The organism is Bacillus sp. FSL R7-0646, from assembly GCF_037969865.1.
GTDB classification, from domain to species: Bacteria; Bacillota; Bacilli; order Bacillales; family Bacillaceae; genus Bacillus; species Bacillus licheniformis.
This window is the reverse complement of sequence record NZ_CP150217.1, coordinates 469,136-487,922: the sequence shown is the minus strand read 5'-3', so window position 1 is coordinate 487,922 and position 18,787 is coordinate 469,136. Positions and strand designations below refer to the sequence as shown.

Here is an 18,787-nt window from a genome sequence, read left to right as displayed (position 1 = left end):
TCACATCAGCCCTTTTATCGTTTCTTGCTGAGCCAGCCGCTTTTCTTTTTCAAGCCGTTCGATCAGCTGGCCGCGAAGTCCGTTGTCAAATAAAACTTCCCGGATATGAATGATGCCGGCGCGTTCAATCCAATGCCCGATCTTCTCAAGATAGTTTGCTGTTTCGCGGTAATATTGAAGCAGGCCTTTCATGAGTTCACCCGCTTCCTGTGCCGAGTCGGCTACTGAAAGCAGCTCTCCAGGGGAAGCATGCTGTCCTCCTTGGCCGCCCGCATAAAACTCCCATCCTCCGTTTACTTTGAGAAGTCCGATGTCATGAACTGAAGCGTACACGCAATCGTCCAAACAGCCCGACACCCCAATGGAGACCTTGGCCGGAATGAGGAGGGATTCTGCTGCTTTTTCCAAGTCTGCTGCCAATGTTTGAATCTGCGGTGATCCGCATGGGCACGTTTTAACCGCGGCGATCCGCTGCTGTTGCGGCGGGCAATACGGCATGCCGAGTTCTTCTTTTACACGCTCTATAAGCTCCGGCTTAATGCCGGCAAGCTTTAATCTCTGATGGTGTGTCATGTACACCTCTTGAATTTGATATTTTTCAATCACTCCTGCAATGCGCTTCAGCTCTTCGGCATTCGTCCGGCCTCCGTACATTTGCGGGATGATGGCATCCGTCTCCTCTTCGTGCTCCTCATAGGCGATGTCCGGACGGATCATTTTTAAATAGTAGTGAAGCGCGGGCACGCAAATCCGGCATCCGCTGCTATTTTTCCAGCCGAGCGCCGAGATGACTTCGTGAACGGAAGAAAGATTTCTCATCTGTATTTCGTTCACGACTTCATCTTCCGTGAATGAAGTGCAGGCGCACATCGGTTGTTCCGCCGCAGATATGTGACCATCATGTTCGGCGGTATGGAGGAGCAGTTCCTCGACCAACGGCCTGCAGCCGCCGCATGACCCGGAAGCTTTTGTACAGCGTTTGACCTCCTCGGCCGTCTTTAAACCGTGCGTCTGTATCGCTTCCATGATCATGCCTTTTGAAACCGCGTTGCATTGGCAGATCGTTTCACGAACCGCCATAGAAGCGACTGAACTGTCTTCCTCCGATTGAAACAGCTCTTTTTTGACAACGGTAATATCCCTTTGTTTGATGATGCTTTCCAACAGCCTTTGACTGCCGCTGGTGTCTCCGTATAAAATGACGCCGGCCATTTTATCCCCTTGAAAGACCGCTTTTTTATAGACTCCGGCCGCTTCGTCTAAAAGTTTAATAGCCGTCGTCGAGTCGTCCTCTGTGATTTTCCCTGCCGAAAAGACGTCGATTCCGGACATTTTTAAAGCCGCGGACTGAACGGAGCCCTGATAACCGGAACATTCGAGGCCGCAAATATGTTTGGCCAGCACTTTCCCCTGCTCATACAGTGGCTTGACTAAGCCGTAGACCGTTCCGTTATGCTCCGCGCATTCACCGACGGCGTAGACATTTGGAACATTTGTCTCCATATAGTCGCTGACGATGATCGCCCTGTTGGTTGAAATACCGCTCGCCTTGGCCAGTTCGATATTCGGTCTGACACCGGCAGCCATGACGACGAGATCGGCGCTGATCTTCGTCCCGTCTTTAAACCGCACACCCTCGGCGCGCGATGTTCCTAAAATCGCCTCTGTATCTTTCTCCAAAAGAAAATGGATCCCTTGACGCTCCAGCTCTTTCTGGAGCATGGCAGAAGCCGGCGGATCAAGCTGAGTCTGCATGATTGAGGAAGAGTGGTGAACCACATCAACCTTCATCCCGAGGTTTGCCAATCCCCGCGCCGCCTCAAGGCCCAATATTCCCCCGCCGATGACGGCCGCTTTTTTAAATCGCTTTGATGCGTTTATGAATGCCCGGCAATCGTCTATTGTTCTAAAACCATATACCCCTTCTTTGTCTGCACCATGAACCGGGAGGATAAACGGGGAAGAGCCCGTCGCAATGATCAGTTTGTCATAAGCGATTTCGCGGTTTTGATCTGTCGCCACCGTTTGATTAACCGTATCGATTGCGACAGCCGTTTCCCCTGTATAAAGGGTAATCCCGTTTTCTTCATACCAGCTCCGGCTTTTTGTCATCACATCGTTCCAATCCGTTTCTCCCTGAAGGACAGAAGACAGCAGAATCCGGTTATAGCCCGGGTGTGGTTCGCTGCCGATGATGACGATCTCAAACCGGCTCCCGCCGTGTAGTGAAATCTCTTCGGCCGTGCGAACCCCTGCCATGCCGTTTCCTATTAAAACAAGCCTTTGTTTCCCCATTTTCTCCCCTCCCCTCTGCAGCTTTGCTCCGGATTATTATTTCACATTGCATCGCTAAAGCGTGCAAACCTGTTACATTTCCTGACAAAAAATTTTAGAAACAGGACGGTTTGACCAGTACCCATTGACGACGATTCAACGGCTTTGGCCGCGATGTTAAAGTTCAACATTTCATCACATTTTTTATCACGTTCCGCTTGTTTCTTTTCCTTCAATCTACTAGGCTTATAAGTACAGAACATAAAGAACGGGGGAGGAGAATGCTACCGATTAAAAGAAGGGAGCAGATTTTGGCTTGGATCAAAGAAGAAGAATCTCTGCGCATTTCGGAAATTTCGAAAAGGCTGAACGTCTCTGAAATGACCGTTTACCGCGACATTAAACCGCTCGTTGAAAACGGGCAGGTCATCAAGACCGCAGGCGGAATTACGCTAAACAAGCCGAAGCAGCAGCTTGGGCAGCTTTGCGTCGTTTGCGGAAAAGGGGCAGGTTCGAGGCTTGCCGTGCAAATTGTCAAAAACGACAGCCAAATTGAACAGTTTTGCTGCGTGCATTGCGCAATGCTCCGCTATGAGAAAGTGAAAGATGATGTATCACAGATTATCTGCAGGGATTTTTTGCTGGATACGACGATCAGCGCCAAAGCTGCCGTCTTTTTGCTGGATACAGATCTTCATTTGAACTGCTGCGAGCCGCATGCGCTCCCTTTCGCTTCTGAAGCAGAAGCGCGGAAATTCAAAAAAGGCTTTGGCGGACAGCTGTTATCGTTTGACGATGCCGCGCTTCTGGTCCAGAAAACGATGAAGAACAGCTGCTGCAGCCTGAAGACATGAAATTTTGTTAAGAGATTGGATGAATGTGATGAAAAGAGCAACACTCTGGGCAGTTCTGGCTGTTCTTTGTACCATTCTGCTGCCAAAAGCCGCTTTTGCTCACGCTTATATCGTACAATCAACTCCTGCTGAAAATCAGGAGCTGAAAAAAGCGCCTGAAGAAATTAAGATCGAATTCAATGAAGCGATTCAGAACGGGTTTCATTCGATAACGGTCAGAAATTCGTCGGGTGAACGGGTAGATTCCGGCAAAACGGAAATCGACCCCCAAAACGCAAAGATCATGACCGTCAAGCTGAAACCGAAGTTAAAGGATGATATCTACTCGGCCGAATGGAGAGCCGTATCCGCAGACGGTCATCCTGTATCAGGCACGATCCCTTTTAGTATCGGAAACATTCAAGGCGGGCTGCCGAAAGATCAGCAAAATCAAGCATCAGGCCTGCCGGCAGCCGATATCGTCATTGAACGCGTCCTTTTGTATACCGGTTTCTCCCTGTTCATGGGAGCCGCTCTTTTTCAGCTCGTCTGGCACCGACCTGAAAACGGCTGGCCGGGTGACAAAAAGCGCCGTCTGAAGCGGATCACGAATGTGGCGCTCTTATTGACAGGGGCTGCCATCATCATTCAGCTGCCACTGCAAACAAAAACAAACGCAGGCGTTTCCTGGATCGGGGCTTTTCAGCCTTCGCTTTTAAAAGAAACGCTTCTGAATACGACGGGCGGAACGCTGTGGCTGATCAACATCGCCATCATCGCCTTGCTTGTTTTCTCTTCGAATAGAAAAGGCCTGAAGAGCGCGATCTTGAGCCTGTTCCTTTTTGCCGGACTATTGTTCGTCAAATCGCTCGACGGCCATGCCGCTTCGACGAGCGCAGGCTATATGACAATCGCGATGAACTTCATCCATCTGAATGCCGCTTCCATTTGGACTGGCGGACTCGCGATGTTTGTGCTGTTTTTCGGAAAAGACTGGCTGAAGCCTGACAAAAGTTTGATATGGGAAACCATTCGGCGCTTCTCGCCATGGGCGCTCGCTTCAGCAGGGCTACTCATATTCTCGGGCCTTTTCAACAGCTTTTTCATTGTTCATACACTGGATAACCTGTTCGGGACGGCTTACGGAAAAGCGCTCCTTGTGAAATCGGCGCTCGTCCTTCTCATGATCGGACTCGGGGCATTTCACTATTTTCGTTTTAGAAAAGCGCCGAAACAGCAGGGCGGCCGTTCGATGAAAGCTGAATGGGCGGTCGGGCTTCTCATTCTGCTGACCACGGCGGTTTTCACCAATATTCCAAGTCCGCCCGCGCCGCTGCCGCAGCCTTTCAGTGAGACGAAGCAGCTGACGGAAGGAAATACGCTGTCACTCCGAATCAGCCCAAACATGCCGGGCTCAAATACGTTTGAAGTCACCGTCAGAAACAGAAAAGGAGACGTCGTCAAAGATATCCAAAAAATTGAATTAACCGTTGAGAAAACCGGGCTTTTCGGGGATGACAAAGAAAGCACGTTCAGCCTCAGCAAAAATAAAGACGGTGTTTTCCAAACGAAAAATTTAAATTTAAGCGAAGACGGCATCTGGAAGATCCGCGTTCACGGATTAACGGCGTCATTTGAGGAAATCAGAACAGTTTTCAATGCAAAAATTAATAAAAAGGAGTTTTGATTATGTTGAAAAAGACATTATGGATGGGTGCAATCCTAGCATCATTTTTGCTTTTCTCCGTGCCGGTCAGCGCACATGTCACGGTAAAACCGACCGAATCAGCAGCAGGCTCATGGGAAACATACACTGTCAAAGTACCGGTTGAAAAAGACAACGCCACGATCAAGGTCGTTCTCAGCATGCCGGACGGTGTTGAATTTCAGCAGTATGAACCGGTGCCGGGGTGGAAAACAAGCACTGAAACCGGCAAAAACGAAAAAGTAACAAGGGTGACGTGGGAAGCCGAAAACGGCGGCATTCAGCCTGGTGAATTCCAGCAGTTTACCTTCACCGCCAAAAACCCTGACAAAGAACAAAAGGCCGCCTGGAACGCATACCAATATTATAAGGACGGCACAATTGTCGAGTGGACCGGTGATGATGACGCCGATACCCCGCATGCAATCACAAGCATTGTCGACGCTGCAAAACTCGGACACGAAACGGTTGATGCACACGGCGCTTCAACGAAACAAAACGCTGCCGCAGAAAATGAAGACAGTCAAGGAGGACAAGGGATTCAAACCGCTTCCCTGATCCTGTCGATCCTCGCCGTGCTTCTTGGAGGTGCTGCGCTGCTCTTGACAGTGCGGAAAAAGAAATCGTAAAAAATGAAATGCTGTCGGGAACAACCCGACAGCATTTTTGTTTCATTTCAGTCCGAATCCTGCACGATCTGATAATACATGCCCGTTTTTTGATCGACCACCGGCTCCAAATGAAGCCCGTCATCAGTCTCAAATGTACCATTCAGGCGATCTGCATCCCCTGTATATAACGTGTACTTTCTTCCCTTAGGGGTTGTGAACGGCGCGGAAGCTTCCGCATTCTCCGTTTTCGGGTGGTCCGATTTTACAATTGCGTAATTTAAGTCGCGGTACCATTGATAGTTGCCGTTTTCCCTTTTGATGTGTGCGAGGCCAATCCCCTCTCCCTCCGAATCGCCGAATCGAAAAACGACGACTTGTTCACCGTTTAAATCGATTTTGTCTATAATATCGTCTTTTGTAATGCTTTCATAACGAATGCCGTTCTCAATCGCTTTCTGTTCGCTGTTCACCCATTTGGTTTGTTCCTCAGCCTCTTGGGCGCTCGCACATCCGGCGAGCCAGATCAACAAGAAGAATAAAACTGTTCGTTTTTTCATCCGCTTCCTCCGACTTTAATTGTTTTTTGGCCATTATATGAATTCGGCCAGCGTTGAATATTTCCTCTTTTCAGGGAAATTTCCGAAGCGGCGATTCAAAAATCCGCAAACTTATCTTACAATAGAAAAAGTTCTGAATGATCGAGTAGGGAGAGATCGTTAGTATGAAAGTATCGGTTCTGTTTGTCTTGCTTGCGGCAATTTTATGGGGAACGACGGGAACAACCCAGGCATTTGCGCCGAAAGAGGCGGCACCTCTTGTGTTCGGCGCTGTCAGAATGGCTGTCGGCGGCATCACCCTGCTCTTGTTCGCGGCTTTCCGCGGTCAATTGAAACGAAGCGGCTGGCCCGTTAAAACGCTGATCATCGCAGCATTGAGCATGGCATTTTACCAGCCTTTCTTTTTTTCAGCCGTCAGCCTGTCAGGAATCGCCGTCGGAACGGTCGTCGCCATCGGCAGCGCTCCGATTATTGCCGGCTGCCTCGAATGGCTGGTGTTCAAAAAGGTTCCGCAGACGAAATGGTGGATCGCAACTGCTGCAGCGATAGCAGGCGTAGCCTTATTATTCATTCCCTCCGCCTCATCGGGGGGGAGCTTTCTCGGCATACTGCTCGCACTTGGCGCCGGTCTTTCCTTTGCCGTCTACACGCTGACAAGCAAGAAACTCCTGCAAAAGCAAAAGCCGGAGGCTGTCACAGGCACCGTATTCTTTTTAAGCGCTGTATTGCTTGCCCCGTTGTTGTTTCTGTACGATCTCGGCTGGATCTCATCGGTTCAGGGAATGGCTGTCAGCCTCTATATCGGGGTCATTGCAACCGGAGCCGCGTACCTGTTATTTACGACAGGATTGGCAAAAGTGCCCGCCTCAACGGCGGTGACGCTGTCGCTTGCTGAACCGCTTACAGCGTCGCTGTTGGGAACCGTGCTTGTCAGGGAATCGCTGCCTCTTGTTTCCTGGGCCGGGATCGCCCTGCTTCTTTTAGGCATTTTTTATATTTCCTATCAGCCCAAAAAGGATAAAATAAACGCTGAACAGATGAAAGCGTAAAAAAAACCCGCCCGGGGATATACGGGCGGGTTTTCATGTTGTCTTGTTATTCATCCAAACCGATGGACAAATATTTTGTTTCCAAATACGGCTCGATGCCTTCCAGTCCGCCTTCGCGTCCGATACCGCTTTCCTTCATGCCGCCGAAAGGCGCCTGAACGGTTGACGGTCCGCCGTCATTCCAGCCGAGAATGCCGTAATCAAGGTTTTCGGATAAATAGATGCCGCGGCGGTAGTTTTCCGTAAAGAAGTATGCCGCTAAACCGTAAGGCGTATCATTGGCGAGCTTGACCGCTTCGTCCAGCGTTTTAAAAGACGTAATCGGCGCAACGGGGCCGAATGTTTCCTCATGCATGATCGTCATTGAAGGATCAACATCCGTCAGCACTGTCGGATGGACAAAGTAGCATGATTTCTCATCATCGCTTTCGTATTCGGCGCCGATGAGAACTTTCGCCCCTTTATTCACCGCGTCATTGATTTGATCGACGATTTTTTGGAAGCCGTTTTTATTGATGATCGGCCCGATTGATACACCTTCTTCGAGTCCGTTCCCGACTTTCAGCTTGGCGACTTCCGCGCGGAGTTTTTCTGCAAATTCATCCTTAACCGATTCATGAACGATCAGACGGTTTGCACAGACGCACGTTTGTCCGGCATTCCTGTATTTCGAAAGCATCGTCTGCTTAACGGCGAGGTCAATGTTGGCATCTTCATCAACGATCAGCGGGGCATGGCCGCCGAGCTCCATTGACACATGCTTCACCGTCTCGGCGCTGTTTTTCATTAAATGTTTGCCGACAGGTGTTGACCCGGTGAACGTAATCTTGCGGATCAGCGGATGGCTTGTAAAAATAGAGCCGATCTCTTGTCCGTCGCCGATTACACATTGAAGGACGTCTTTCGGAATGCCCGCTTCGTGCCCGAGACGGACGAGCTCAAGCGCCGTTAAAGGCGTATCAGGCGCCGGCTTGATGATAAAGGTACAGCCCGCCGCCAAAGCCGGCGCCGCTTTTCTCGTGATCATCGCCGCCGGAAAATTCCACGGGGTAATCGCCGCAACAGGTCCGACTCCCTGGCGTGTGACGATGATGCGCTTGTTCGTCACAGAGGCGGGAACCGTTCTTCCGTAGATGCGCTTCGCTTCCTCCGCATACCATTCGATATAGCCTGCGCTATATAAGACTTCGCCCTGCGCTTCAGCGTACGGCTTGCCGTTTTCAAGCGTAATCAATTTTGCCAGCTCGTCCTTCTGCTCCACAATTAAATCAAACCATTTTTTCAGCAAGCCCGCTCGTTCTGCAGCCGATGTTTTCGACCATTTTTGAAATGCCTCATGCGAGCGTACGACAGCTTCTTCGACTTCCTTTGCGGATTGCTGGGGAACCGATTTGATTTTTTCTCCAGTCGCAGGATTATATACTTCTAGCATGCTGGTCATGTTGAATCTCCTCCCCTTTACGTTTTGAACTGCTGTTGTATAAAAGAAAACCGATCAATGTCCATCCCGCCAAGATCAGCCACTCATACGGCCATGTGAGCGCGGCCGGCATGCCTGGCAAATAAAAGGCAAGGAAGATAACACTTAAGAGGATAGCAGATATACCCGTTGTTTTCCACTTATTGATTTTATACGGCCTGTGTAAATCCGGCTCTGTTTTTCTCAGCTTCATGAATGCAATCGAGACGATCAAATATCCGACTATAATACCTGTTCCCCCTGCATTGACGATCCAAACAAGGGCAGGGCGTCCGAGCAGCGGGGCAAAAAACGCCAGCGCACCCAGAAATAAAATTGCATTAGTCGGCGTTTTATACTTCGGATGGATGAAGCCGAACCATTTCGGCACCATGCCCTTTTCCGACATTGCAAACAGAATCCGGCTCGCGCCGATGATAAATGCGTTCCAGCTCGTAATGATTCCGGCGACGCCGCCGAGGACAAGCACCGTGCCGAACAGCTGGTTCCCGAGCAGATTGACCATTGCATCCGCGGTTGCCAAAGAAGTCGTCGCAAGCTCGCTTTCTGACAGACCCATCGTTACGCCGAATACAATCAGCAAATAAAACACGACCGCACTGATAATCGAAATAATCAAAATTTTGCCGATGATTTTTTTCGGGGCATTAATTTCAGCCGCAACCTGAGGGATGACGTCAAATCCGACAAATAGAAACGGAATCATGACAAGGACGGACATCATACCGGAAAACCCGTCTTTAAAAAGGGGCTGTACATGTTCGAAATCACCGTTTACCAAGGCGCCGCCCAAAAGGAGAAAGCCCGTGGCGATAATCGCAATCGTAAAGACAGACTGAAAAATCGCGGCCGGCTTGACGCCGAAGTAATTGAGCGCTGTCAGGACGACCGCACCTCCCGAACCGATCAACACCCAAGTGACATACACGTCCCAGCCGCTTAGCGACCAGAGAAACCCCTGATGTTCGACAGGCAGGACGTAATCGATGACGGTCGGCAATGCGACCGCCTCAAATGTAATCACCGAAACATAGCCGAACAGCACACCCCAAGCGGCGACAAAAGCCGTTTTTCGTCCGAACGCCCTGTAGACGAAAATCAAGCCGCCACCCGTTTCAGGGATGGCAGAAGACAGCTCCGCGTACGTTAACCCGATTAAGATGACGAGTATGCCGCCGATGATAAACGCGATCGTGCTGCCCAAAAAGCCGGCTGTCGAAATCCAGTCGCCGGAAAGGACGACCCAGCCCCAGCCGAGCATAGCTCCGATCGCTAAAAATAGCACATCCGTCTGCGACATCGTTTTTTTCATTTGCTGTTTACCCATCAAAATCCGCTCCTTCTTTTAGAAGATGTCAAACTAGAGCTGTTCCAGCGCTTCTTCAATGATGCCGAACCCTTCCTCAAGTAATTCATCAGTAATGACGAGCGGAGACAGAAAACGGATAATGTTGCCGTTGATCCCTGCCGTCAACAAGAGCAGACCGTGTTCATTGGCGTACTTGGCAATCTTGGCCGCAGCTGCTTTGTCCGGCTCCCGCGTCTTTTCGTCCCGGACAATTTCAATCGCAGCCATTGCGCCAAGTCGGCGGACTTCCCCAATCTGCGGATATTTCATCTTCCATTCAAGCGCCCGCTCTTCGATGGCTTTGCCGATTTCTTCAGAGCGCTTGTTGAGCTGTTCCGATTCGATAATATCGAGCACTGCCAAAGCGGCTACGCATCCAAGCGGACTTCCGGCGTAGGTGCCCCCGAGTTCACCCGGATCCGCCGCATCGAGCATTTCCGCCCGGCCGATGACGCCGCTGAGCGGAACGCCGGCAGCCAGCGATTTTGACACTGTCACAAGATCAGGAACGACATCAAAATGCTCAATCGCAAAATATTTGCCCGTTCTGGCAAAGCCTGTTTGAATCTCATCAGCGACAAAAACGATGCCGTGTTTTTGGCAGAAGGCTGCGACATGCTGCACAAACCGTTTTGAAGGAATGATAAAACCGCCTTCTCCCTGTACCGGCTCCATGACGACGCAAGCAACCGTCTCCGGAGCAACAGACGAGACGAAGAAATCGTCAAACGCCTGAATAACCATGTCATCATAGCTTTCATCAGTCATCCCTTCAGGCTTTCTATAGTAGTAAGGAAACGGCGCCTGATATACCTCGGGTGCAAAAGGACCGAATCCGAATTTGTACGGTTTCACCTTGCTCGTCATGCTCATCGTCATGTTTGTGCGTCCGTGGAATCCGCGGGTAAAAGAAACGACGGCTTGACGCTTCGTATATTTTCTGGCGATTTTCACGGCGTTTTCTACGGCTTCCGCACCCGAGTTCAGGAAAATCGCTTTTTTCTCATGGGCGCCCGGCGCAAGCCGGCAAAGCTTTTCCGCCAATTCCAAATAGGCCGGATACATCATGACGTTAAAACCGGGATGGATGAGCTGTTCGGCCTGCCGCTTGACAGCTTCTACAACTTTCGGATGTGAATGCCCGACATTTAATGTGCCGATCGCCCCGGCAAAATCGATAAAACGGCGTCCGTCAATATCATATAAAACGGCACCTTCCCCTTTAGCGGCCAGATGACGATTTCCGTTGGAGACACCCCTTGCCACGAATTGATCCCGTTTGGCCTGCCAATCTTCCGTTGTGAATGCTTTTGTGTTCCGACTCATAAAAAATCTCTCCCCCACTTTTATTTCTTATAATTCTGAATATTTTTTGGTATGATGAAAAGTACCAATCATTAATTTTTGATGGTACCAGAGGGAGGCGCTATGATCACAATACCGATTGACCGCTCCAAGGGCGCGGAATATATTTATCACCAAATCTATCAACGGATTAAAGAAGAAATTTTCAGCCGCAACCTTTTGCCGGGGAAAAAGCTCCCATCCAAGCGAGAGCTCGCCGAAACATTGAACGTCAGCATCAATTCGGTCAACGCCGCCTACCAGCAGCTTCTGGCAGAAGGTTATCTTTATTCGCGTGAAAGAAAAGGCTTTTTTGTAGAGCAGATCGAAACGTTCCACGCCAGCCGTCACCCCGGTCCCCTTCAATTGGAAAAAGAACTGGTTGAAGAGCCTGAAAGCAAAGACGGCTGGATCTCGTTTTCCCATATGAGCGTCGATACGGCGCATTTTCCGTTTAAAACATGGCTTCGCTGCGAACAGAAAGCGGTTTCTTCACATGTTGACGAACTCGGAGAAATGACGCACCCGCAAGGCGTCTACGAAGTGCGCCAAACGATCGCACGCTTTATCGCTTTAACGAGAGGCGTCAAATGTCTCCCCGAACAAATCGTGATCAGCGCAGGGACGCAGTCCTTAATTCACACGCTCCAGGACCTTCTCCCCGCCTCAGCCGTCTATGCGATGGAGGAGCCGGGATACAGCCGCATTTATCGACTGCTGAAAAATGAAGGAAAAGAAGTCGCCACGATTCAGCTCGACCATAAAGGAATGCGGATCAGCGAGATTCACCGTCTGAATCCGGACGTTTTATTTGTCACGCCTTCACACCAGTTTCCAACAGGAATCATTATGCCGGTATCGAGGAGGATTCAGCTTTTAAACTGGGTTTCCGACGGGGCAAACCGCTATATTGTGGAAGATGATTATGACAGCGAATTTAAATACGGGAGCGATACGATCCCCGCCCTGCAAAGCCTTGACCGCTCTGAAAAAGTCATCTACATCGGCACTTTTTCAAAATCGCTTCTTCCGGGCCTGAGAATCAGCTATATGGTACTGCCGCAAAAGCTGCTGAAGCGATACAGAAAAAGGCACCATTTCTCGATTCAATCGAGCAGCGTCTTAACGCAGCTCGCCCTGCAGGAACTGATCGAATCGGGGGAGTACCAAAAGCACATTAAGAAAATGAACCAGATTTACGAAAAAAAGCGGACAAGGCTGATCGGAAGCCTTGTCAAACACTTTAACGGCCGGGTCAAAATTAAAGGCGAGAGCGCAGGCCTTCACTTTGTGGCCGATTTTGAAACGGATAGAAGTGAAGAAGAGGTTTTATTAAGAGCAAAGGAAAGGCGGGTCGAGGTTTACGGCATGAGTCGGTTTACGTTAAAGAAAGAGCAGACAAAACATGAAGGAACGGTATCGCTCGTGCTCGGATTCGCCAAAATCGCTGCCGATCAGATCGACGAAGGGACTGCCAAGCTTTATGAAGCGGTATGCGGTGATGAGAAGCTTTAAAAATACCGGCAGGTTCTTTCCTGCCGGTATCAGCCTGGCTTTAAAAAGCCGACATCTGGTCCGTTTACCACCGTTCCTTTTCTACCTTGAGAACCGCCTCGATCAGTCCCGGAAACTGCTCCTCCAATTCCCGTTTGCAGAGGGAGTAATAATGATGCTTCCCTTCGATGCGGACTTTGAGCAGACCCGCTTCCCTCAGCACCTTGAAGTGGTGGGACAGCGTAGACTTTGCAATATTGAGATTTGTGCACGTACCGCACGTTTTCTCGGCTGTGTCAGCCAATGCTTTGACAATCTCAAGCCTGTAAGGATCACTCAAGGCTTGGAGAACGGCTGTTAACTTCATTTCATTTGTTTTCATGGGTTAAATGTATCATATTCCTAACTTCAAGACAATTCATCAAGGAGGCAAATGGGTTGCCGGCAATGCAAGGACATGTTACGATTCAATTGTTCGAAGATTTTCGAACAATCAATTCCCTGTGTATACAACGCACACGAAAAGGAATTCTAAATGACATAATGGAGGTTTGATCCAATGATCGTATTGCAAGCCTATATGAAAGTAAAACCAGAAAAACGAGACGCCTTTCTCGAAAGCGTACAACCGCTTCTTAAACATTCAAGAGCTGAAGCCGGCAATGCCCAGTACCAGCTGTTTGAAGATACCGAACATGCCAATACATTTGTCATGCTTGAGCAATGGAAGGATCAAGACGCGCTTGACGCCCATAATCAGACAGAGCATTTTCAAGCTTTCGTTCAAGCCGCGGGCGACCTTTTATCAGAACCCCTGAATGTGGTTAAAACGCACACAACGGATTAAAGAAAGGATGAGTTTCTAATGAATGAAGTATTGAAAACATTGAAAGACCATAGATCAATCCGCAGCTATACAGATGAGCCCGTGAGCCCTGAACAGCTGGACGACATTATTCAAGCCGTTCAAGCCGCGCCGAATTCCATTAACGGCCAGCAGGTCACCGTGATTACGGTTCAGGATGAGGAACGGAAAAAGAAAATTGCCGAACTGGCCGGCGGACAGGTCTGGATCGAGCAGGCCCCTGTTTTCCTTTTGTTCTGCGCGGACTTCAACCGTGCGAAAATCGCCCTTGAGAAAAACGGCGAAACGCTTGCGATCACAGACGGAATGGAATCCGTGCTTGTCGGAGCTGTCGACGCAGGCATCGCCCTCGGGACGGCCACAGCAGCCGCTGAATCGATGGGACTTGGCACTGTGCCGATCGGCGCGGTCCGCGGCCGTGCAGAAGAGTTGATCAAACTGCTCAATATTCCTGAATACGTCTTCCCTGTCGCAGGACTTGTCGTCGGCCATCCGGCGGACCGCTCCGCCAAAAAGCCGCGCCTCCCGGAACAAGCGGTAAGGCACAGCGAAACGTATCAACCGGATTTAAAACCGCTGATCGACGCGTACGATGAAGAAATATCCGAATACATGACAAAACGGACTAACGGACAGGAAACAAGAAACTGGTCTCAGGGCATATCCGCTTATTACAATAAAGTGTACTATCCTCACATCCGTGAAATGCTTGAGAAACAAGGATTTAAACTCGAATAGATGCTTTAGGCTATCGGTGATCGATAGCCTTTTTCCATGCGTTCCATTCCACATTTCGATGAGCATCGAAGGTCTTTACATTTACACTATGTAAAAAAGGAGTGGAATACATGAAATCATTTGCAAAGTATCAAACATTTCTGGATCTCCATCATCAGTCAGACCCATTCGTTCTGCCAAATGCATGGGATGCAGCCAGCGCCAAAGCATTTCAAAACTGCGGTTTTAAAGCAGTCGGGACAACCAGCGCCGGAATTGCCATGTCCCTCGGCTATCCCGACGGCGAACATCTCCCCTTTGAAACATTGCTTTCCGTACTGAAAACCATCACGGATGCCGTCGATATTCCCGTCAGTGCAGATCTTGAAGCGGGTTACGGCCAAACACCGGAAACAGTCGCTGAAAACGCAAAAAAAGCCGCAGCTGCCGGGGTTGTCGGTATTAATATTGAAGACGGAACGAAAGAACCCTGTCGGCCGCTGTGTGATGAAACATTAATGGAAGAAAAAATAACGGCTGTTAAAAAACTGAACCTTCCTGTTTTAATCAATGCCCGTACGGATGTGTACTGGCTCAATGCTGACGCCCCCGGCTCCCGTCTTCAAGCAGCAGTCCGGCGGGCAAATCGGTACAGTCAAGCAGGCGCGGACTGCATTTTTATCCCCGGAGCCGATGATGCAGGCACCATTGCCGGGCTGAGAAAAGGTATATCCGGGCCGATCAACGTGCTGGCCGGCTCACACACCCCCTCTTTACAGATTCTTTCCGAACTGGGGATTGAAAGGATCAGCTGCGGATCCGCCCCTTTCAGAGCTGCACTGTCACTGGTGAAAAAGATCGGTGAAGACATCATCCGCCGCGGCGCCTTCAATCGTATGACGGACGGCGTGCTTTCATACGGAGAAGCGGCTGATTGGATCAGCCTTCATCGTGACCCAAAACAAAATCGTTGACCGAAACTGTTCGGTCTGTTAATATTTCATTTATGAAAACTCATGGGTTTTTTAGTGACCCATGAGTTTTATCATTGCGAAAGAAGGAGCCGGAATGAACGAAAAAAAAGCAGCAGTCTTAAGGGCCGCCAAAAAGCTGTTTGCCCAAAAAGGCTATCACAATGTTGCAATGCAAGCGATCGCTGAAGAATGCAAAATGTCAAAAGCATCTATTTATAAACTGTTTCAATCTAAAGAAGATCTTCTGCTGGCATTGATCAAGTTCAGAAAGCATGAAATGCTGAACAAAAGCGCCGTCATCAATACGGAAACCTCGCTGACGCCGAAAGAAAGATTCGCTAAAAAAATCGCTTTGGAGATTACGGAATTCAGGGAAAACCGCCAATTTATCAATTTCATCTCCAATGAGGGATCATCTCCGGATACCGCAGTATTTAAAAAGCATCTGAAAGAAACAAAATCAATGATTATCAGCTGGCATAAAGACTCTATCATTCAAGCGTACGGCGAAGAGGTCGAGCCGTTTATATGGGATATCGTCATCATTTTCCACGGGCTGATGAGGGAATTCCTGTTTTTAGTCGGCACTGGAAAAGCGCAGCCTGACGTTAAAACGATTCCGCCATTCATTATGTCAGTTCTGGACCTCTTCATAGAGAAAAAGCTGAACGAAGATCAGAAAAGTTCATTAAATGAAGACATTATTGCCTCCTATTCGAATTTCTCATCATGCTGGGCACCGCCCAAAAAAGAGGAATTGCTTGAAGACCTTTTGCAAAAACTGAAAACCAAGATTTCTTCGCTGTCACAAGACGACTTTGCCGTGACAGAACTGCTGTCAGCGGCAGATTTGCTGAGCGAAGAGCTTTTCAGCAAAGAGCCCCGCACGTATTTAATTAAGGCTCTCCTTGATTACCTTGGAAAAATCGAGGCCATCCAATACGATGTTTCACAAATACAAACGATTAGTATAAAAGAATAAGAGGGATTGATATGAGTACAGGAACTGAACAACAGACATACAACAGAAATATCATCGTAGGTTTGCTTATTGCCGGGGCGTTTATCGCGATCTTGAACCAAACGCTCCTGGTTACCGCACTGCCGCATATTATGGCAGACTTGAACATAGACGCTACAAAAGCTCAATGGCTGACAACGGCGTTCATGCTGACAAACGGGATTCTCATTCCGATTACCGCCTTTTTGATCGAAAAATTCTCGAGCCGCGCGCTCGTCATCGCGGCGATGAGCATCTTTGCGGCGGGAACAGTCGTCGGTGCGGTGGCGCCTAACTTTCCGGTTCTTCTGGCGGCGCGGATCATTCAGGCCGCAGGCGCCGGAATTATGATGCCGCTCATGCAGACGATCTTTTTAACGATTTTCCCGGTTGAAAAACGCGGGGCTGCAATGGGCATGGTCGGCTTGGTGATCGCATTTGCACCGGCCATCGGACCGACATTGTCAGGCTGGATCGTCGACAGCTTTACATGGAGATACTTATTTTATATTATTCTGCCAATTGCACTGATTGATCTTGTGCTTGTCATCTTGCTGATGAAAAACGTCACGAAATTGAGAGAAACATCAGTGGACATCATATCTATTATCCTGTCCAGCCTGGGTTTCGGCGGTTTATTGTACGGCTTCAGCAACGCCGGATCAGAAGGCTGGGGGAGCAATACTGTTTTAATTTCCTTTGCAGTCGGTGCGGTCGCCCTGTTCTTCTTTATCTCTAGACAATTGAAAATCAAAAGGCCGATACTCGAGTTTCGCGTTTTCCAATCGTGGACTTTTACGATAACAACGCTACTTGGTATGATCGTTTTTGCATTAATGATCGGTACTGAGACCATTTTGCCGCTGTACACGCAAAACGTCAGAGACGTGACAGCTTTCGATTCGGGTTTGATGCTTCTGCCGGGCGCGATAGCAATGGGCATCATGTCGCCGATCATCGGCCGGATTTTTGACAAGATCGGCGGAAAAGGCCTTGCGATTATCGGGTTTGCCGTCTTGCTGCTGACGTCCATCCCGTTTGCGGACCTGCAAATGGATACTTCGCTGACATTTATTATCGTCATTTATACGCTGCGGATGATGGGAACTTCCATGATTATGATGCCTCTCACAACGGCGGGCATCAATGCCCTTCCGGCGCACCTCATTCCGCACGGAACAGCGATGAACAATACGATGCGCCAGATCGGCGGTTCGATCGGCACGGCTGTTCTGATTTCCGTCATGAGTAATTCAGCCAAAAACGCCGCGACATCTCATCCGTTAAATGCGCTCATTCACGGCATGAATTCCGCCTTTATCGTGGCCGCTGTCTTGGCGCTGATCGGATTTATCCTTTCGTTTACATTGAAAAAGAAGCCGCAGGCCGACAAACAAGGCCAGCCGGCCCGCTGATCATGTCACGCCAGTTCAATCGAACTGGCGTGTTTTTTTATATTCGCTTAACTGAGTCTGGGGCCCTTGCGGCGTTATGAGCATGAAAACCCGCTTTGCATCTCTCTGCCCTCTTCTCCTTGAACAGACAAAAAAGGCTGCCGGATAAGAACCGGCAGCCTCGCTCTTTTATTTCAATCCATTTTCGACTTCTTTCACCATTTCAGATACGGATTCAAGGCCTCCGCCTGACAGGTACCAGTAGCCTGGATCAAGGTATGTGATATGGCCGTTTTTATAGGCCTTTGTTGATTTTACAATTTCATTTTCGATGACTTCTTTTGCTGTTCCTTTTTCGCCGATGGCAGCGCTTCGGTCGATGACAAACAGGTAATCAGGATTCTTTTCAGAGATATATTCTGAAGAGACGCTTTGGCCGTGAAGGGAAACCTCGATGTTTTTATCGACAGGTTCAACGCCGAGCACATCGTGGATCAAGCCGAATCTTGAGCCGCTTCCATACGCGCTGATTTGCTTATCGCTCGTTAAGACGACCAATCCTTTGCCGCCTTTTTCTTTCGCCAGCTTGTTGGCTTTCTCTACTTTTTCATCGATTTTCGCAAGGGCTTCTTTGACAGCATCTTCTTTACCGAAGATTTTTCCAATGTTTTCGGTATTTTCTTTAAAACTGTTCATGTAGTTCTTCTGGTCAAGCTCAATGTCGATCGTCGGAGCGATCTTTTTAAACTCGTCATACTGTTCAGACTGTCTGCCTTCGATGATGATCAAATCAGGCTCAAGCTCAGCAATTTTTTCAAAATCTGGCTCTTTTAGTCCGCCGACGCTTTCAAATTTGCTGTCTTTATATTTTTTCAAGTAAGACGGAAGGGTTTGTTTCGGAAGGCCGACAACGCGGTCGCTTAAGCCAAGCTCATCAAGCGTGTCAAGCATTCCAAAGTTGAAGACAACGACTTTTTTCGGGTTTTTCGGTACATCTGTTGTGTCGCTGTTGTGTTTAATTGTGACGGTTTCTTTTTTAGAGGAAGATTTTGCATCTGTGTCAGCAGCTTTGTTTCCGCAGGCGGCTACGACAAGAACGGTTATCAATGCCATAATCAATAAAGATAGTTTTTTCAATTCAG

At 49.0% G+C, this 18,787-nt stretch carries 17 protein-coding genes; 10 read left to right on the top strand and 7 right to left on the bottom strand.

Annotated features, from left to right (window positions below; translation table 11 throughout):
- The gene (gene nirB / locus MKY62_RS02430) at positions 1–2,295 is read right to left on the bottom strand and encodes a nitrite reductase large subunit NirB (protein WP_339613907.1); all 2,295 of its coding nucleotides are present in this window, start codon (positions 2,293–2,295) and stop codon (positions 1–3) included.
- A 260-nt stretch (positions 2,296–2,555) separates the two neighbouring features.
- Between nirB and MKY62_RS02425 the strand changes: the two genes are divergently transcribed.
- From MKY62_RS02425 to MKY62_RS02415, 3 genes are read left to right on the top strand one after another with little or no spacing between them, the layout of a single operon-like run.
- The gene (locus MKY62_RS02425; protein ID WP_009330174.1) at positions 2,556–3,128 is read left to right on the top strand and encodes a DeoR family transcriptional regulator; all 573 of its coding nucleotides are present in this window, start codon (positions 2,556–2,558) and stop codon (positions 3,126–3,128) included.
- 19 nt (positions 3,129–3,147) lie between these two features.
- Entirely contained in the window at positions 3,148–4,794 is a 1,647-nt protein-coding gene (locus MKY62_RS02420) for a copper resistance protein CopC (protein WP_009330175.1), read from the top strand.
- A gap of 2 nt (positions 4,795–4,796) precedes the next feature.
- Positions 4,797–5,441 carry a DUF1775 domain-containing protein gene (locus tag MKY62_RS02415; protein WP_003178971.1) on the top strand — a complete coding sequence of 215 codons (645 nt, stop codon included), beginning with the start codon at positions 4,797–4,799 and terminating at the stop codon, positions 5,439–5,441.
- A gap of 47 nt (positions 5,442–5,488) precedes the next feature.
- On the opposite strand, the gene MKY62_RS02410 is transcribed toward MKY62_RS02415, so the two are convergent.
- Positions 5,489–5,980: a hypothetical protein gene (locus MKY62_RS02410; RefSeq protein ID WP_003178968.1), complete on the bottom strand. Its 492-nt coding sequence runs from the start codon at positions 5,978–5,980 to the stop codon at positions 5,489–5,491.
- Between the two features lie 164 nt (positions 5,981–6,144).
- On the opposite strand from MKY62_RS02410, the gene MKY62_RS02405 reads away from it, so the two are divergent.
- On the top strand, positions 6,145–7,029 hold the full coding sequence (locus MKY62_RS02405) for an EamA family transporter (RefSeq protein ID WP_003178966.1): 885 nt from the start codon (positions 6,145–6,147) through the stop codon (positions 7,027–7,029).
- 46 nt (positions 7,030–7,075) lie between these two features.
- On the opposite strand, the gene gabD is transcribed toward MKY62_RS02405, so the two are convergent.
- From gabD to gabT, 3 genes are read right to left on the bottom strand one after another with little or no spacing between them, the layout of a single operon-like run.
- Positions 7,076–8,470 (bottom strand): succinate-semialdehyde dehydrogenase, encoded by a 1,395-nt coding sequence (gene gabD / locus MKY62_RS02400; protein ID WP_009330176.1) that lies wholly within the window; start codon positions 8,468–8,470, stop codon positions 7,076–7,078.
- Complete coding sequence (locus tag MKY62_RS02395; protein ID WP_003178960.1) at positions 8,445–9,836, bottom strand: APC family permease; 1,392 nt, start codon at positions 9,834–9,836, stop codon at positions 8,445–8,447. Before MKY62_RS02395 ends, gabD begins: the two co-directional genes overlap by 26 nt.
- Before the next feature lie 33 nt (positions 9,837–9,869).
- Entirely contained in the window at positions 9,870–11,183 is a 1,314-nt protein-coding gene (gene gabT / locus MKY62_RS02390; protein WP_011197548.1) for a 4-aminobutyrate--2-oxoglutarate transaminase, read from the bottom strand.
- A 102-nt stretch (positions 11,184–11,285) separates the two neighbouring features.
- Here gabT and MKY62_RS02385 point away from each other — a divergent pair, with 102 nt between their 5' ends.
- The gene (locus MKY62_RS02385) at positions 11,286–12,716 is read left to right on the top strand and encodes a PLP-dependent aminotransferase family protein (protein ID WP_009330178.1); all 1,431 of its coding nucleotides are present in this window, start codon (positions 11,286–11,288) and stop codon (positions 12,714–12,716) included.
- A 64-nt stretch (positions 12,717–12,780) separates the two neighbouring features.
- Here the strand turns inward: MKY62_RS02385 and MKY62_RS02380 are convergent, their stop codons facing one another.
- Positions 12,781–13,077: a metalloregulator ArsR/SmtB family transcription factor gene (locus tag MKY62_RS02380; protein WP_003178955.1), complete on the bottom strand. Its 297-nt coding sequence runs from the start codon at positions 13,075–13,077 to the stop codon at positions 12,781–12,783.
- Positions 13,078–13,254: 177 nt separating this feature from the next.
- Between MKY62_RS02380 and MKY62_RS02375 the strand changes: the two genes are divergently transcribed.
- From MKY62_RS02375 to MKY62_RS02355, 5 genes are all read left to right on the top strand, one after another.
- Entirely contained in the window at positions 13,255–13,542 is a 288-nt protein-coding gene (locus tag MKY62_RS02375) for a putative quinol monooxygenase (RefSeq protein WP_003178953.1), read from the top strand.
- 18 nt (positions 13,543–13,560) lie between these two features.
- Positions 13,561–14,298 carry an NADPH-dependent oxidoreductase gene (locus MKY62_RS02370; RefSeq protein ID WP_003178951.1) on the top strand — a complete coding sequence of 246 codons (738 nt, stop codon included), beginning with the start codon at positions 13,561–13,563 and terminating at the stop codon, positions 14,296–14,298.
- 110 nt (positions 14,299–14,408) lie between these two features.
- Positions 14,409–15,251 (top strand): isocitrate lyase/phosphoenolpyruvate mutase family protein, encoded by an 843-nt coding sequence (locus MKY62_RS02365; RefSeq protein WP_009330179.1) that lies wholly within the window; start codon positions 14,409–14,411, stop codon positions 15,249–15,251.
- A gap of 94 nt (positions 15,252–15,345) precedes the next feature.
- Complete coding sequence (locus MKY62_RS02360; RefSeq protein ID WP_224990981.1) at positions 15,346–16,233, top strand: TetR/AcrR family transcriptional regulator; 888 nt, start codon at positions 15,346–15,348, stop codon at positions 16,231–16,233.
- 11 nt (positions 16,234–16,244) lie between these two features.
- Entirely contained in the window at positions 16,245–17,666 is a 1,422-nt protein-coding gene (locus tag MKY62_RS02355; RefSeq protein WP_003178944.1) for an MDR family MFS transporter, read from the top strand.
- A 168-nt stretch (positions 17,667–17,834) separates the two neighbouring features.
- Here MKY62_RS02355 and MKY62_RS02350 read toward each other — a convergent pair whose 3' ends face one another.
- Positions 17,835–18,782 (bottom strand): siderophore ABC transporter substrate-binding protein, encoded by a 948-nt coding sequence (locus MKY62_RS02350; RefSeq protein ID WP_003178942.1) that lies wholly within the window; start codon positions 18,780–18,782, stop codon positions 17,835–17,837.
- Between the last annotated feature and the right edge of the window lie 5 nt (positions 18,783–18,787).